The organism is Subtercola endophyticus (genome assembly GCF_021044565.1).
Taxonomy (GTDB): Bacteria; Actinomycetota; Actinomycetes; order Actinomycetales; family Microbacteriaceae; genus Subtercola; species Subtercola endophyticus.
Window position 1 is genome coordinate 2,416,715 of sequence record NZ_CP087997.1, and the last position, 15,538, is coordinate 2,432,252.

16 protein-coding genes and 1 tRNA gene are annotated in these 15,538 nt (G+C 60.3%); 7 read left to right on the forward strand and 10 right to left on the reverse strand.

Features of this window, described 5'->3' with window-relative positions; genetic code table 11:
• Positions 1-129: 129 nt before the first annotated feature.
• From LQ955_RS11290 to LQ955_RS11310, 5 genes are all read right to left on the reverse strand, one after another.
• Complete coding sequence (locus LQ955_RS11290; protein WP_231024645.1) at positions 130-3,756, reverse strand: YobI family P-loop NTPase; 3,627 nt, start codon at positions 3,754-3,756, stop codon at positions 130-132.
• A gap of 71 nt (positions 3,757-3,827) precedes the next feature.
• The gene (locus LQ955_RS11295) at positions 3,828-4,226 is read right to left on the reverse strand and encodes a hypothetical protein (RefSeq protein ID WP_231024646.1); all 399 of its coding nucleotides are present in this window, start codon (positions 4,224-4,226) and stop codon (positions 3,828-3,830) included.
• Positions 4,227-4,289: 63 nt separating this feature from the next.
• Positions 4,290-4,820 (reverse strand): hypothetical protein, encoded by a 531-nt coding sequence (locus LQ955_RS11300; protein WP_231024647.1) that lies wholly within the window; start codon positions 4,818-4,820, stop codon positions 4,290-4,292.
• Positions 4,817-5,182, reverse strand: coding sequence for a hypothetical protein (locus LQ955_RS11305; protein ID WP_231024648.1), 366 nt, complete (start codon positions 5,180-5,182; stop codon positions 4,817-4,819). The genes LQ955_RS11300 and LQ955_RS11305 overlap by 4 nt, the downstream gene beginning before the upstream one ends.
• Before the next feature lie 307 nt (positions 5,183-5,489).
• Positions 5,490-6,482, reverse strand: coding sequence for a hypothetical protein (locus LQ955_RS11310; protein WP_231024649.1), 993 nt, complete (start codon positions 6,480-6,482; stop codon positions 5,490-5,492).
• 279 nt (positions 6,483-6,761) lie between these two features.
• On the opposite strand from LQ955_RS11310, the gene LQ955_RS11315 reads away from it, so the two are divergent.
• Positions 6,762-8,051 (forward strand): tyrosine-type recombinase/integrase, encoded by a 1,290-nt coding sequence (locus LQ955_RS11315; RefSeq protein ID WP_231024650.1) that lies wholly within the window; start codon positions 6,762-6,764, stop codon positions 8,049-8,051.
• Positions 8,052-8,096: 45 nt separating this feature from the next.
• Here LQ955_RS11315 and LQ955_RS11320 read toward each other — a convergent pair.
• Positions 8,097-8,169 (reverse strand) — tRNA-Glu (locus LQ955_RS11320).
• A gap of 70 nt (positions 8,170-8,239) precedes the next feature.
• Between LQ955_RS11320 and LQ955_RS11325 the strand changes: the two genes are divergently transcribed.
• Positions 8,240-8,749: a hypothetical protein gene (locus LQ955_RS11325; protein WP_231024651.1), complete on the forward strand. Its 510-nt coding sequence runs from the start codon at positions 8,240-8,242 to the stop codon at positions 8,747-8,749.
• A gap of 88 nt (positions 8,750-8,837) precedes the next feature.
• Here the strand turns inward: LQ955_RS11325 and LQ955_RS11330 are convergent, their stop codons facing one another.
• Entirely contained in the window at positions 8,838-9,266 is a 429-nt protein-coding gene (locus LQ955_RS11330; protein WP_231024652.1) for a VOC family protein, read from the reverse strand.
• A gap of 64 nt (positions 9,267-9,330) precedes the next feature.
• A complete protein-coding gene (locus tag LQ955_RS11335; RefSeq protein ID WP_231024653.1) occupies positions 9,331-10,002 on the reverse strand; it encodes an FMN-dependent NADH-azoreductase in 672 nt (223 codons plus the stop codon).
• Between the two features lie 148 nt (positions 10,003-10,150).
• Between LQ955_RS11335 and LQ955_RS11340 the strand changes: the two genes are divergently transcribed.
• Positions 10,151-10,684, forward strand: a complete 534-nt coding sequence (locus tag LQ955_RS11340) for a MarR family winged helix-turn-helix transcriptional regulator (RefSeq protein ID WP_231024654.1) — start codon at positions 10,151-10,153, stop codon at positions 10,682-10,684.
• A 20-nt stretch (positions 10,685-10,704) separates the two neighbouring features.
• Here the strand turns inward: LQ955_RS11340 and LQ955_RS11345 are convergent, their stop codons facing one another.
• The gene (locus LQ955_RS11345) at positions 10,705-11,316 is read right to left on the reverse strand and encodes an NADPH-dependent F420 reductase (protein WP_231024655.1); all 612 of its coding nucleotides are present in this window, start codon (positions 11,314-11,316) and stop codon (positions 10,705-10,707) included.
• Between the two features lie 220 nt (positions 11,317-11,536).
• Here LQ955_RS11345 and LQ955_RS20080 point away from each other — a divergent pair, with 220 nt between their 5' ends.
• Entirely contained in the window at positions 11,537-12,124 is a 588-nt protein-coding gene (locus tag LQ955_RS20080) for a TetR/AcrR family transcriptional regulator (RefSeq protein WP_304961039.1), read from the forward strand.
• A gap of 23 nt (positions 12,125-12,147) precedes the next feature.
• Here LQ955_RS20080 and LQ955_RS11355 read toward each other — a convergent pair whose 3' ends face one another.
• Positions 12,148-13,218 carry a diacylglycerol/lipid kinase family protein gene (locus tag LQ955_RS11355; RefSeq protein WP_231024656.1) on the reverse strand — a complete coding sequence of 357 codons (1,071 nt, stop codon included), beginning with the start codon at positions 13,216-13,218 and terminating at the stop codon, positions 12,148-12,150.
• Between the two features lie 129 nt (positions 13,219-13,347).
• Between LQ955_RS11355 and LQ955_RS11360 the strand changes: the two genes are divergently transcribed.
• From LQ955_RS11360 to LQ955_RS11370, 3 genes are all read left to right on the forward strand, one after another.
• Entirely contained in the window at positions 13,348-14,016 is a 669-nt protein-coding gene (locus LQ955_RS11360; RefSeq protein WP_231024657.1) for an MBL fold metallo-hydrolase, read from the forward strand.
• 152 nt (positions 14,017-14,168) lie between these two features.
• Complete coding sequence (locus LQ955_RS11365; RefSeq protein ID WP_231024658.1) at positions 14,169-14,501, forward strand: hypothetical protein; 333 nt, start codon at positions 14,169-14,171, stop codon at positions 14,499-14,501.
• A gap of 165 nt (positions 14,502-14,666) precedes the next feature.
• Positions 14,667-15,428 (forward strand): META domain-containing protein, encoded by a 762-nt coding sequence (locus tag LQ955_RS11370; RefSeq protein WP_231024659.1) that lies wholly within the window; start codon positions 14,667-14,669, stop codon positions 15,426-15,428.
• Positions 15,429-15,538 lie beyond the last annotated feature (110 nt).

The following is a 15,538-nucleotide window of genomic DNA, read 5'->3' on the forward strand; positions in this document are numbered from 1 at the left end:
CGAAGACATGTGATTCGACATGGCCAGGTCGTTCCCACACTCGCAAGTCCTTTCTTGAGTGATAAATAATCAACACGAGGGCTTCATAGATCCATCGACTGACGCCACTCATGCTTAGAGCCGCATCCGTCAGGGCTTCACCCCGAGCATGTACACACGAAATTGATTCGTGACTTCGTCAACAGGAGTCTTGCCGACTAGTCCGAGATCGCGTAGTCGACCTAGCAGCGCGAAATGTGCCTTGTCATTCGGCAGGCTCGTTTGGTGCGCCTTCTCCGCGATCTTCTTATAGTTGCCACCCAAATCTTCTAAGAGGCGAGTCAACTCCGGGGCTTCATACGTGACCAAGATTGGTTGCACGAGGGTCGCGATTGCTGCAGGGCGCACCCCTGCCTTCGCGAGAATCTCGAGTGTCTCCTTACCAATTGTGAAATTGGCAGAAATAGCGAGATTCGCGAGAGCCTCACAGCCCTCGGCAGTGACGTCGTCTTCAAACTCAACGAGATTCTTCAGAAGCGCCAGTTTCCCTTCGTCAGAGACGGCAGGATCCGTAGCGATCAGAGTAAAGCCGTAAGGCGTCAAGGTTGTATCGCGAACGTAGGCGGGGAAGGCTGCCGAACGGATTATTAGTGCGATCTTTGCCGCCCAGTCGTTTAGGTGCTCGAACGTCTCAAGATCGTCAGGCAACAGTCCTTGCTGCACCAGCAATCCGAACAGCTCGTCGCTTGTCGGCTCAACTTTCGCGATAACCAGGTTATGTATCCCGAGACTCTTCAGTATCGAGATCTTCACGTCCGGGCTGAGTCGCAAATCGTTGACCACGAGGAGCCCAGCATTTTCCCGCTCTTGAGACTCGGCATGGACTTGGTGGATTGCTCCGCTCTTCTGCAGCAACGCGGCCAGATCGGCGTCAATCATGAAATTGCTTTTGGCGAGGTACGCGGTGAAGTTGTCCCAAGTGCACTCGAAGCGTCCTGCTCGGGCAAGTGCGGGCCAGACGGATTCAGGCACACTTTTGACGTTCTCGACCATGCATCCCGACGAGGCGCGCGATGCTATCTCCGCAATCTGCGACGAGGCTTCATTTTCGAGCTCGCTCAGAATTGAGATGAAGCTTTGCGGTTTGATGATACTCGTCGCATGCTCGTCTTCAATAATCTCGATGTATCGATCAAGATGATGAGTCACGTACGAATAGGCCGGTTTATTCGAGTCGAGAATCAGGTCTAACGCAATTTCCTTATCCCCGGTGATCACTCGAAGATTCTTGGCTGACAACTGATAAATGGAGCGATTGACAACAGCGAGGCGAATTTGTTCGCTAAGTAGGCTCAGGTCAGTGATCGTCGCACCTAGACCTTCCAAAACTTGCGCAATCCTTCCCGCAATGCGGCTGTCCTTGCTGCTCACCAAAGTGGGAATTCGAGCCACATTCCCCCCGATTAGATCGTTCAAACCTTCAGATTCATAAGAACGGTCGGGGCTCGCTGATGCCAAAGCGACGCCCAGAAGATCGAACAGGCGATCTGATGACAAACTACGAACGCCGGCCAAAACTTGAAAAATGGGCTTCCACGTAGGCGCGAGCCTGCTAACGAGAACATCCGGTTTCGATCCGTTTTGAAGGTAATACGCCAGGAACCTCTTTCCTAGCGTGTCGTCCTCCTTGATGCGCGCTAGAGCCCAGTCAAGGAGCTGCGGGCGAGTCGAGAGCAGGCGATCAAATATTTCGACGTTGTAAATACTCTGCCCGCTGAGAATCTCGCGATTCGTCTCAGGAATGAGGTCGTCAACGTCTGTCACGTTGGCGAAGTGGTACTGGAAATTAGATTTTCTGGGCTGAACGTGCTTGAGGACATATGTCATGGCTGAGGCGCTCGCTGAAGTTGGGTATTCAGCAACGTAGAGCGAGAAGTTCTGGTCAATGTAGCCAGCCGTTATGAGATCCAGGGCAAGCTCGGACTGGAGGAGCGTTCGCGCCTCGCTCTCGAGTGCTTCTCTGATGGCTACTAGCTTGGGATGACCGCGAAGCACATCGGACAAACTGCTTGTTCGAACTGCTTCTCTCGAACTCTCAGCGATCCTGATCTGTTCTTTGATCTTGCCTGTGGATGCGCTGACCCATTCGTTCACGTCGAGAGATACGCCGAGCATCGCCTCAACTTGGTGAGACGGAAACGAATACAAGTTGCTGTTCGGAAGTTGCAACTCGACGACACTTCCGGGTGTCGATAGTTGTTTCCAAAACTCGCTGATGACGAATTCGCTCTTATCGAATGGACGTTTGGAAACAGTGACTTGGCCGGACCAGCGTTGGGGCAGAAACAACGCATCAAAAATCGCCTGAAGTTGAGCACCCAGTTGTTCTGAGCGGTCTGTTGCCGTCTCGACCGCCTTCAGCCGGGCGGTCAGCCCTTCTAATTCCGTGTCGAATGCTTCGAGCGCCAATAAGACCCTCTCGCTATGGAATAGCCAGACTTTGTCGAGATTGCTCTGCGCTGCGCCGATGCGTTCGTAATCAGCTAGATGGAGATTCTTGTAGACGACCATCGCAAATAGCTTGTCCGGTGACAGATCCTTGATCCCTTTCGCGCTTAAGATCTTCCTACTAAATACCTCGTACTCGTTTCGAAGATTCTTGATCAGTCTCATATCTGAAATGTGTTTCCCGACAACACCGAATGCGTCAGCTGAAACGGCGACCGTTCGCTCAGTGGGGCCGCGAACCGTTTTGAACTCCTCGCTCATTTGGCTTCTCGATGTCCGATAAGAGACGAATGGAACGATAGGAATTACAAGATCGAAAAATTTGGTCCTGTTTGTGGCTGCCTGACTCCTTGGGATGAGCCCGGTAGCTTGAGACCTGGTTTCTAAAAGCTCGAAAATGCTGTCTTTGATCGCATAAATGAAACGAATTGGCCGCTTGCTGATCTCCTTTGACTGGTTCAGTATCGTGTTTAGCTCGCGAAGAGTCTCAAAGATGTGCGGGTTCTCAAAGCGGTCAAGATCCTCGAACACCACCACGTCGTATTTCGTCCGTTGGAAAAAGTAGACAATTTCGTCAAGGTATTCATCGAAATAGTAGGTGTCTTTGCTGGCGAGACTCACGGTCGCCGGGCCCGCAGTCAACTTGTCAATTCTGAGTCGTCCGTACAACGTCACTTGCAGGAGATAAGCAATCAGGCCCAACACGACGGCCGCCGCGGTGAGCGACGCTGCCTGAGCAATCCACCCGGCGTTTGGCAGCAGTTCACCGATCCGGTTTGTAATGCCGGTGAAGAACGAAAGAACTACAAACGACATCGACACAGCAAGAGCCCAGCCGATGGCGACCCACCGACGGAAGGGCTCGATTCGTCGATATCGTGATCCTCGCATTAGTCGCGGCGGCTCGCGGTAGAGCAACTGCTTGACGATTTCTTTCTGGATAAATTTGGTGACGACGGGCGATTTGCTATCACCGTGAGCGCGATCAAGCGGCTCGTCACCGCCAAGGCTAGAAATCGACACGTTGATTGCGCGGTCCGGAAGTTCGGAAGAAAACTTCTGAAGCACGCTGCTCTTTCCGCTCCCGTATGGTCCTGTCAGCGCGACGTTATGGACGAGATTTCCATCGTCGTCGCGAACGGCCTCCTGCAGTGCCTCCAGATACAGCCCATGATTGACCTCATCGAAGGCAGGCGCGAGTGGGAGAAGGTTTAGCTTTGGCTCCCCTACGTCCGCGCGTGACCCCGATATTGCAGCAGCGGATGACATACGGGAATGCTATTGGATAGCGGGGACCTGTGTACTCCAGCTGAATCTGGCATCGCTTCGATGTGGCGTTTTCACTCAGCCTTATTCACGTCGCCGAGTCCGATATGCGCTGCCGTCAACGTTATTGCGTCTTTCTCATCCCAATCTGCGGGTGTCAATCTCCCGACTATGTGGTCGAGGCTTTCGTCAGGCTGGAGGTCGAACCTCGTCCAATTCAATTTGTATAACGTGTCGTAGTTCTCGATTGTGTAGAGATTAAAGTCAACGACCCGCCAGACGGCGCGGATGCGCGACTCGTACACGACGGCCAGCGCTCGCGTTGCGCTCGACTTAGTCTTCCCAAGATGCCATTCCTGATCAGCGTACGCACGCCAGTCAATGTCTTCGACCAGGGTCGATTCATTTACGTTCTTGGGGATTACAACTAGAACGAGGGAGTCATGTGCGAGAGCTGGGAAATCTGAGTTCATTTCGACGGATCTTTTCTAACCCTCAAGCGAGGGAAATTTGACGTTGACGCTAGATCCACATCGTCAGCGGGCGGTGTCCGCTGCAGTAACTGAGCGTAGGGCCGAGGCCAACTCATATGCCCCTTCCTCCTCCAGGTGTTTCGAAATCTCTTCGGCAACGCGCGGGTGCGCGCGACCCAGTTTTACAATGGCGCGACCGAGATGTTTTGCCTCTTTCAGACTTTCTTCGATGGCGGAGTCATCCAGACCCAATTGAGACATGATGCGAACCAAGATTCTCATTTCAGAATCTCCCGCTCGCAGTGCCAACGCGATGTCTCCATTCTTTGCTGAGACTTCTGCAAGATATCGGGCGTTATCCGCGATCGAGAACATTCGCGCGATCAGGTCAGAAAGGTCACGCTCTGGGTCGGCTTGGAGCTCGAACTGCAACCTGGTCGAAAGTGGACCATGGGAAAAGCGATGCAACGCTGTTACGGAAACGTCGAAGCGTTCCGATACGTTCCGATAAGAGAGGCCCGACGCTAGCGCGGCCTCTATCTGCGCGCGCTTCGGGTGATAAGTGATGGAGCCTTTTCGTCCCACAGTTCTCACGCCCTAGCTTCGGAATCTGTCGAGTCGAAGGAACCACGTCCCGTTCGTTTGCGACGAAGAAGCACCTTGATTGCCGAGTCGGCCTCCGCATAGCTCAGACTGCTGAAGTGCGTTCGCTCGTTGGGCGGCAAAGACAATTCTTCCTCGAGCGAATTCCCCAGCCAAACCTGGTTGGGACTCGCTTTCGAAAGTGCATGGTCGAAACCAAGCTTGGCGTTTAACTTGTCGAATAATTGAGAGACCTCAGCGTGCGACAGCTGAAGGACGCGCTCATACATTTGCTCGGGTCGATGAATCGCGCCCGGATCTGCGGCCCGACGGGCTAGAGACACAATGGCGTGCGCTTGTTTCGATGTAGCCATGAACACTCCCAAGTGATTCGATCCACTCAAAGGAGTTCCCCCGGCCATGGCCGGCAGCGCACAAGCGCCTTGATCATATATGCGCCGACTCAAATTTAAGCCCGCACACGGTGTTAATTAGTTATTAGACATCTCGACTAACACCTAACTCTTAACATACCGCATGCGACCAAATTTTTGCCAGGGATTCACCGTGCTAACTGGTCAAATATCTGAAGCTAGAGCATCTCGACGTTTATCTCGAGATGATCGTCTGAGCCAGACGACGCCACCTGCTCGTTCTCGGGGCCATCGGTCCATCGATGCCTCACTGAAGAAGGCCATAGTCTCTCAAAATCATGCCAGTTGATTGACCGTCCATGATCATGAAGCGTCTGGGTCGCCTCATATCGTAAGCAAACGCAGCGACCATGTTGATCACCGCAGCAGTAATGTCCTTGCCATGCTGAACAACTAGGACGTCTGCGGAGTCGGTAGAGAGACGCTCAATTTGATCGCCACGTGCGCCGAGATCTGGAATCCTCATCGGACCCGATACGCTGCGGCCCTTTAGTAGCCATGCGCTCGATGTTTGCGCTCCGTCGATAAGCAGGTTATTGGTTACCATGTCTGACCGCTCACCTCCCCAGTCCTTTGCTACGAAGGGGAAACCGAGTATCTGAGCCAACCGATCCTTGACGTCCGATTCCGCCATAGAACCCATTGTTCGCACCTCTGCGGCGGTCAGAGACTTGCTCCAGTCGACCTGACTAAACTGATCGATTCGTTGCGGAGAAATTCGCCGGTCTTGCCAGTCACCTCCGGTCAAGCCGCGTGGCTCGCGAACGAAGTTACGCCAACCCACGAAGGCTATCCGCATTCTGATTTGACTAGGGTCAATGGCGGAGACTGTCCCGACAGCGAAAACGTGGCGTCGGCTAGACAAGTGTTCATTTGAAGACGAAAACGGAAACCTGGCCTCGTCAAGCTCGGCAGACAACTCGATAGTTTCGTCAGTATTCAATGCGGCGTGCATAGCAACGCGTCCTTGAGGCTCGTGCCTGAAGTAGAACGCCTGATCGACGCTTACAACCGAGCCTACAGAAAGCGATTCGGCGAGAATCTCGCGCTGGATCTCTGGCAGCGCAATTATTGTGAGCTGTTCTTCTAAGAGCGATGTGAGCGCCTGTTGCTTTTGGGCCATGTCTCGCTGACCCTCGCCCGAGGCACTGAGATAGCGGGGTTGATCAGCGCGCGAGATCCCTAAAAGGCTCACGAGCGCATCCTGATTTGCGAACAAAAGTTCTAGACGAATCCCCACGGGCCAATCATGGCATTCTCGGCAGATACCAGCCAATTCAAGGGTCCGTACTCCCTACTCCCTAGGCCCTTCTTCGTTGTCATGGCCCTGCTCATGCGTATAAGGAGTTAGGGGCGAAAACGTCGCCCAGTTTGGATTGCAACATGGAACGTTATCTGTCCCCGAAGGAAGTGTGCGACATAGTGCCCGGTGTGACCGTCGGACTTCTTGCCCAGCTGAGATATACGGGCAAGGGGCCCCGGTACAGAAAGCCCACCGATCGAACGGTCATCTATCTCTATGACGACATCGTGGAATGGGTGGAACGGTCGGCTCGAACCAGCACTCGACTTTGACTCGGGAATTAATCCGAGGACGACCAGCTTCTGTTATGGAGAATTTCGAATTGCCGCCGTACCAACTTTTCAACGAAGCAACTGGAGTCATATGGGATCAGTAAATCGATATGCCACAGCACATGGGCCACGCTACCGAGTGCGCTTCCGCAAGCCCGACCACAGTCACGGCGAGAAACGGGGCTTCCGAACGAAGAAAGAGGCTGACCTCTACCTCGCTGATGTCGAGCTGCGGAAGAGCCGCGGGACTTACGTGGATCCCATGCGCGGTCGAATCACCGTCTCCGACTGGATCTGGACGTGGTTCGACGCACGCACGGACATGCGAGCCACCACGAGAACGCGGGTCGACGGAATCATCCGCAACCACATCGTTCTCCAGCTAGGGGAAACCCCTATTGGCTCCCTCACAAGGTTGCGCTTGCAACAATGGGCAATGTCCCTTCCGGGCTCTCCCGCATCCGTGCGCAAGTGCGTGAATGTCTTGTCGTCTGCTCTTCAATTGGCAGTCGACGACGAAATACTTCCGTCAAACCCCGCTGTGAAACTTAACCTCCCGCGCGTAGCGAAGTCTCGGAAACGTTACCTAACCCATGAGCAGGTCGAGAACCTCGCTCGCGAAGTCGGAAGACGCGCTGGCGGAGACGCACTGGGCTACGACGTTCTTGTATACGTGCTGGCATACTGCGGACTCCGTTGGGGCGAGTTGAGTGGACTGCGAATTCAAGACTTAGATCTCGAACGCAAGCGGCTGCACGTAAATCAGACCGTGGTCGCCGATAAGGGATATCAACGGTTCGAGGCCCCCAAGAACTACGAAGTCAGACAGATCTCGATTCCCAATTTCCTGGTCGAACCGTTGCGACGCCAGATTGCGGGGCGCGGGAAGGAAAGCCCGGTTTTTTTCGGCAAGTACACGCGCACTTGGCTGAGAAATCATGCCTTCCGAAAGAGCTGGTTAGACGATGCAGCAATCGCTATCGGCGAAACCGGACTGACGCCTCACGAACTGCGGCACACGGCAGCGAGTCTTGCTATATCGGCGGGAGCGAACGTAAAGGCTGTACAGAAGATGCTTGGTCACGCCTCCGCAGCGATCACTTTAGACACCTACGCAGACCTCTTCGATACCGATCTAGACGCTGTTGGCGTCGCGCTCGATCATGCAGCCATGAAATCAAGTGTGGGCAAAGTGTGGGCAAACACCGAAAAGAGGCCCGATGAGGTGTGCTAACAGAAGTGCCCGGTTCCCTTTGTTTGCGAGGGAACCGGGCTGTTGTGACCCCAACCGGATTCGAACCGGTGTTACCGCCGTGAGAGGGCGATGTCCTAGGCCGCTAAACGATGGGGCCGATTAGACAACTTAACGAGTATGCCATACGTTCGAGGGGCTGCGCCAATTGAGGGCGGAGGCGAGCGTCAATGGTGAGCGTGCGAGGGGTCGAGGGTATGGGCATCCGAATTGCCAAGGTCAGCGTGGGGCTGGCGATTGCGGTGTTGGCGGCTGTTTCGGTAACCGGATGCTCGTCGAGCGACAGCTGCGCAGACGGGCGCACGGGCAGCAATTGTGGGGCTCCGGCGACCAGCACGGCGACGGGTGGGGCAACGAGCGCTGCGACGAGCACGCCCGCGAGCACAGGAGGCAGCAGCGTGATCGCACCGATCATCATCGACTTCAGCGGCGGCACCGCGCAGTTCGCCACGGTCGGGCTCAACAATGTGGTCGTCGTCAACGTGGGAGACGCGTCAGTCACGTCGTTCACGGGAGACGTGGGTGAGCCGACGATCGCGAAGTTCGTGCCGGGTCACATCGACGGGGGCGCGACGTTCAACCCGGGCATCCAGCCGCTCGCGGTCGGCGCGACGACCGTCACGATCACCGACACCGAGACGAGCCGCTTCGTGACGCTCGACCTGACGGTCACTCAGTAGCCGTCACTCCCGAGGGTTTGCCGCTGGAAGTGAGTCCGTTGCGCCGGAATGAGGGCGGCACGACTACCTCATTTGGGGCCGATCTACCTCACGAAGCGGGCGCGGCCTCGGCGGCAGGCTCGGCCAGAGAGACGGGGCTCGTGAGGGCGATGAAGTTGCCGCAGGTGTCGTCGAGCACGGCCATGGTGACTCCGCCGGCGGGGGTGGGCGGCTGGATGAACGTGACACCCTTCGATCGCAGGTCATCGTAGACCTGGCCGAGGTCGTCGACGGCGAATGAGGTGAAGGCCATGGAGTCGGCGCGAAGTGCGGCTTTGAAGGTTGCGGCCGCCGGATGAGCATCCGGCTCCAGCAGCAGCTCGACACCGTCGGGCTGCTGGGGTGAGACGACGGTGAGCCAGCGGTAGGCGCCGAGATCGATGTCGGTCTTCTTCACGAAGCCGAGGATGTCGGTGTAGAAGGCGAGGGCCTTGGCCTGGTCGTCGACTAAGACGCTGGTGATGTTGATGGTGGGCATGTGGGTTCCTCCCGTCACTCCACGGTACGCGAGCACGGTGGAGTGACGGAAGGGGCGGCGCGAGTTACGCGGCGCTCTCCTCGTCGGCAGCGAGGCTCGCCACCAGCGCCTGCGCGTGCGCGATCGCGGCGGCGTGCGCGTTCTCGAGGTTCTGGGCGGCGAGCGGGCGCAGCGCCTCCATGGCCGGGTTCACGTCGGCGAGGGTCAGCTCGGCTTCGATGAGCTCGAGGTCGAGGCCCCAGATGTCGCGCAGAAGTCGCACGTTCCAGGGGGTGGAGTGGTCCCAGCCCTCACGCGGGGTGCCGGGGCCGTATCCGCCACCGCGGGCTGTCACGAGAAAGGCAGGGCGGCCGGCGAGGGCCTGGGGTGCACCGGGAGCGAAGCGCGGCTCGGTGAGCAGAAGGTCGGCGAACGACTTGAACTGCGCCGAGACGCCGTAGTTGTAGAGGGGAACAGCGAAGACGAGCGCGTCAGCAGCCACCAGCTCGTCGGCCAGCTCGGTCGCGAGCGCGGTCGCGGCGTTCTGGTCGGCGGTGCGCTGCTCTGCGGGGGTGGCGCCGGCGGCGAGGGCGTTGCCCCAGGCGGTGGCGGGCAGCGGCGTGAGGCCGATCTCGCGATGGATGATCGTGAACTCGTCGAGGCCGGACTCGAGTTCGGTCTGCAGGGTGTTCGCGAGCGAACGAGTCACCGACCCCTCGGGGCGGATGCTGGCGTCGAGACGGTAGATGGTGCTCATAAGGGCGCTCCTCGGTGGGCCGCGGGCGCGGCTCGGTCGTGGTGATTGTCGCGGTAACCGGGCAATCGTTCTGAGTGAGAGAATAGATGATCGAATAATTCGACTATCTAAACCATAGACCACGACGAGCCAGGAGGTAAACTCAGATATGGCTATCGACCCTGCGACCGAACTGGAGGCCGAGTGCACGGCAGCCGAACATCAGGTCGACGCCGATGTGACGTCAGCCACGCTGATGGGCGGCGGCAGCGACTTCGGCTGGGCGCTCGGAACGCTGCTTCGCGGCTACCTGCGGCAGATGGGCGATGCGGTCTCCGATCTGTCGGGCGGCCCCCGCGCCTACCAGGTGATGACCATGGCGGCAGCAGGGTCGTGCCAGAACCAGGCAGCCATCGCCGAACGAATGGGGCTCGACCGCACGCTCATGACGTACCTGGTCGACGGGCTCGAGAAGCAGGGGCTGGTTGTGCGCACGCCCGATCCGCTCGACCGGCGCAGCCGGCGCGTCGACCTCACCCCGGCGGGCGCGGCATTGCACGCGCAGCTGGCCGAGCGGGTTCGTCAGGTGGAGTGCAATGTGCTCGGGTCACTGCCGACCGACGACGCGGCGCAGCTTCGCCGTCTGCTCGGCGACGCCGCGGCGTCGGTGGATGCTCGGGCAGAAGTCAGCGCGCCCGCCTGACCGGCTCCGGCCCGTGCGCGTCAGCGCACCAGCTTGATGTTGAACTGCGGGTTCTTCACGGCGTTCATGATGGCGAAGAACAGCTGAAAGTAGTATTCGGCGCCCTTGGCGGTGTCGATTCCGCCGAGGTCGACGATGTCGTCAGCCTTCCAGCCGAGGTCGACGATCAGCGCTTTCACGGTGTTTTTGGCATCGTCGTGGTCGCCGGAGACGAAGAGCGAGCTCTCGCCGATCGACGACGGGTTCACGATCACGTTCATGGCCGCGGTGTTCAGCGACTTCACGACCTTGGCCTGGGGCAAGGCCTCCTGCAGCGCCTGCCCGAGGCTGGAGTCGGGGTATACGAGGTCGAGGCTGGCGGTGGCGGCGTTGGCCACGTCGAGCACGACCTTGCCGGCGTAGGCGTCGGCACCGATGGCGGTCAGGATCTCGACCGACTGGGCGCCGGGGGTGGCGTTCACCACGACGTCGGCGCCGGCGACCGCTTCGGCGATGGTCGTGACGGGGAAGTCGAGCTGGGCGGCTTTGGCTTCGGGGTCGCGTGAGCCGAAGGTCACCGTATGTCCGGCTGTGGCCCAGGCGGCGGCGAGAAGGGTGGCGACGTGGCCGGTTCCGAGGAGTGCGATGTTCATGGGGTGCCTTTCGAGAGTGGATGCTCGCGGGGTGGATGCTCGCGGGGTGGTTCTTCGGCAGAGTGGATGCTCGGGTCGAGTTGTGGTCTCGGTGCCGCCGGGCATCCGGTGCCCCGCCTGTCATGCGGACGAAATGTTCCGCATACGGGCTACAACTCGCCGCCGGACGAATTATTCCGCTTAACCAGAAATGTGTCGCCGGCCCGCCTACTCTGGAGGTATGAGGCAGATGCGAAGCGACGCCGTCGACAACCGCGAGCGTGTGCTCGCCGCTGCTGTGACGGCGGTGCTGCGCGAGGGGCAGAAGGTTCCGCTGGCCACGATCGCGGCCGAGGCCGGCGTCGGGGTGGGCACGCTCTACCGTCGTTACCCGAACCGCGAGGCGCTGCTCGAGGCGCTCGAGATACGCGCGTACCTCATCGTGATCGAGTCGCTGACCGACATCGCGGCTCAGGATGCGACCGGCCTCCGCTCGATCGAGCTTTTTCTCGAGCGCACCATCTTCACCCGCAGTGACCTCGTGCTGCCGATGCACGGCGCGCCCGAAACGTCGAACTCGGAGACGCTGGCGCTGCGCACCGAGGTGGAGCAGCGTGTGGCGGCGTTGGTGGCGCGCGGAGCGGCCGACGGCAGCCTCGACGCGTCTGTCACGGCTGCCGACGTGATCGTGTTCGGGGCGATGATCGCGCAGCCCCTGCCGCACGTGGACGACTGGAGCGCGGTTGCGCGCGCGCAAGTGCGGATCTTCTTGCGGGGAGCTGCGGCGGGTGCGGCCGGCGATTCTGCGGCCGGCGGTTCGCCGGCCTGACGGGGATTACTCTGCGGCGGGCGTCAGGCCAGCACGCGCAGGGCACCGGGCGCCACAGTGACGGTGACGGGGAGGGGGCCGACCCGCTCGCCGTCGGCGTAGGCGATGATGTCGGGCGCATCCACGGTGACCGAGTGCACGCGCGTGAGTTCGACGATCGGCAGACCGGCGTGGGTGCCCTTGAACACGCGCGGAAAGAGGCGCAGAAACTTCAGCCGCGACACCGGGGCCACGATGAAGAGGTCGAGGGCGCCGTCGTCGAGCAGGGCGGTCGGGGCGATCATCATTCCGCCGCCGATGGAACGGTTGTTCGCGACCGAGAGCAGCACCGAACCGACCTGGCGCGCGACGCCGTCGACCACGAGCTCGTAGGTGCGGGCGCGCAACCGAAGCAGTTCGATCAAGAGGGCGATGGTGTAGCGACTGGCTCCGCGGGGGCGGCGCATCTGGTTGGCGCGCTCATTGATCAGCGCGTCGATGCCCGCCGACAGGGCGGAGGCGAACCAGAGCTCGCCGCCGGCGTGCGAGAGGTGGCCGAGGTCGATGGTGCGCGGCGTCATCGTCGCGAGCGCGGAGCGCAGGTGCGCCAGGGCGGCCTCGAACTCGAGGGGAATGCCGAGGCCGAGCGCGGCGTCGTTTCCGGTGCCGGTGGGCACGATGCCGAGCGGCACGGGCGACTGCACCCACGGTTGGGGCTGGGCCAGCAGATTGACGCCGAGGCTGACCATTCCGTCGCCGCCGACCACGATGAGGGCATCCGGATGCCCGGCGAGCGCCGCACGCGCCTCAGTCTTCAGCGCTTCGAAGTCGGCTGCCACGAGTGGTTGCACGGTGTGCCCGTCGAGGCGCAGCGCCTCGACGACGCGGCCGCCCATGCCCGAGGTCTGTCCGAATGACGCCGTGGGGTTGATCGCGACGACGAGCCGCAGCCCGCCGACGCTGCCACCGCCGCCGACGCCGACGCCGCTGCCGCTGCCGGTGCCATCCGCACGATCTACCATGACGTCTTCGCGCGCACCGTCGCCGTCTGTGTCTTCTCGCGCGCAGCGCTGCGCGGGCTCGGAGGGCTCATCGTCGGGCAGTGTTTCGGGCACTCCCCGATTATGACCTAGTCGCCGCGCCGGGTGGGCGCGGATTTCGAGCAACCGTCACCGCGTGGCGGTCGAGCCGCCACCGTCGCAGGCCGACTTGCAGCAGCGGGTCCGCCGGAGTTAGCTGAAGGCATGAGACTCACGAAACTCGAACATGCGGCACTCGTCCTCGAAGAAGACGGCAAGACGTTGATCATCGATCCGGGGTCGTTCACCCGTCCAACCGCAGAAAGCATCGGAGACGCGAGCAGTGTGGTGGGCATCGTGCTGACCCATGAACACGCGGACCACTGGACGCCCGCTCAACTCAATGCGCTGATCGAGGCCGCCCCGGGCATCCGGCTCTTCGCACCCGAGGGAACCACAGCGGCCATCAGCGCGAGTGACCCTGCGGTGAAGGCCGAGGTCACCGTGGTGCACGCGGGCGACGAGATCACGGTGGGGCCGTTCGAGCTGCGGTTCTTCGGGGGCAAGCACGCGGTGATCCACTCGAGCATTCCGATCGTCGACAACGTGGGAGTGCTCGTCAACGACGTGCTGTACTACCCGGGCGACTCGTTCGCCGTGCCGGAGGGCATCGAGGTCGACGCGCTGGCGACGCCGGTGGGGGCTCCGTGGCTGAAGATCGCCGAGGTGATCGACTACGTGCTCGAGGTCAAGCCGAAGCGCAGCTTCGCGACGCACGAGATGGTGCTCTCCGACGCGGGCAAGAGCATGGGCGGGGATCGCATCCGCTGGGCGACGGAGCAGAACGGCGGCACGTACATCTCCCTGACCCCCGGCGACTCCGTAGAGCTCTAGACGAGCCCTCCTGCCCTCGCGCGTTATCGACTTTGCGAAAAGGGCCCTTCTCGAGCGATTTTGGGGGCTTTTTCGCAAAGTCGATTGGTGTGTAAGAGAGGCGGGATGAGGGGAGCAACTCGGCGTTCACCTGGCGCGGGTATGCTCGCGGGGTGAATAGCACAGCGTCAGCAGTCGTCGTGTTCGTGGTGTGCGTGGCGATTCTGGTTCCGCTGTTTCTGCTGGGGGTGCGCCAGTCGAAGCGGGCGCTGGCCGTGAGCGACGACGAGGTGGGGTCGAGCTTCTTGTCGGGCGTCGCTTTTGTGTTCGCGTTTCTCGCGTCGCCGCTGGGCATCCTGTTCTCGCACCTCGCCCTCCGCGAGGTGACGTTCACGGGGCGCTCGGGCGCGCGGTTGTCGACGGCGGCGTTGTACATCGCGTACGGACTCACCGTCGTGCAGCTCGCCTTGCTGCTGTGGGGTTCGATCACGGGCTACTTTCACTGAGCTTTCGCTGAGCTTTCGCTGAGCTTTCGCCGAACGAAGCGGATGTTCGGAGCCGCGCCGCCGGGCATCCACTCGGCGCAACCGCCGCCGCCGTGTCAACCCGAGCGCTCTCGCAGGTTGAGTTGACTACCCTTAGAGAAGAAGATCTGTGATTTGGAGAGTTCTGTGTCAACGCTGCGAGCGCTCGCCCTTACCCTGTTGGGTGCTGCAGCGCTCGCTGTCTCGGTGACGGCGTGTTCGTCGCCTGCTGCTCCGGCTCCGGATGCTCCGCAGTACACCCCCGCGTCGACCACCACGCTCGCCGGGCACTGGATCGTGAGCGACAGCTACAACTCTCCCGACCAGCCGTTTCTCACCTTCGAGCACGACGGCACCTGGACGGGCTCCGACGGCTGCAACAACGCCATCGGCACCTGGTCGATGGACTCGGCCGGCGCCCTCACCACCACGTCGGGCCCCATGACGCGCATCTACTGCGACGGTGCGCCGCTGCCGATGTACCTCATCGACGCTGTATCGGCGCGGTACGACGGCACGAACCTCACGTTGATCGACCACGACGGTAAAGAGCTCGTGTCGCTGCACCACCCCGCCTCGACCGAGACTCCGGTGCCGCAGGGAACCGACGACGTCACGGGACTCTGGACCGGAATCGAGAACGGGCGCCAGCGCCTGCTGCAGCTCACGATGAACGACGACGGAACCGTCAAGGGCAACGACGGCTGCAACGACTTCACCAGTACCTGGCGGTTCGCTGAAGACGGCTCGGTGTCGTTCTCGAAACTCGCCATCACGTCACGCACGTGCGACGGAGTGGTGACGTGGTTGAGCGGTGCGGCATCCGCAGTTCTCGACGGCACGACCATGGTGATTCGGTCGCAGTACGGCGCCCAGCTGGGCACGTTGACATATCACGGGCCCGCGTAGACTTGGATTCAGCTGGCACGGAAAGCCCAGCGTGGCAGAAGAGAGCAGACTTCTCGCTTTCACAGCTTCGTGTTGCATAATAGATGGTCACGTTTGTATAACGGCGTCAG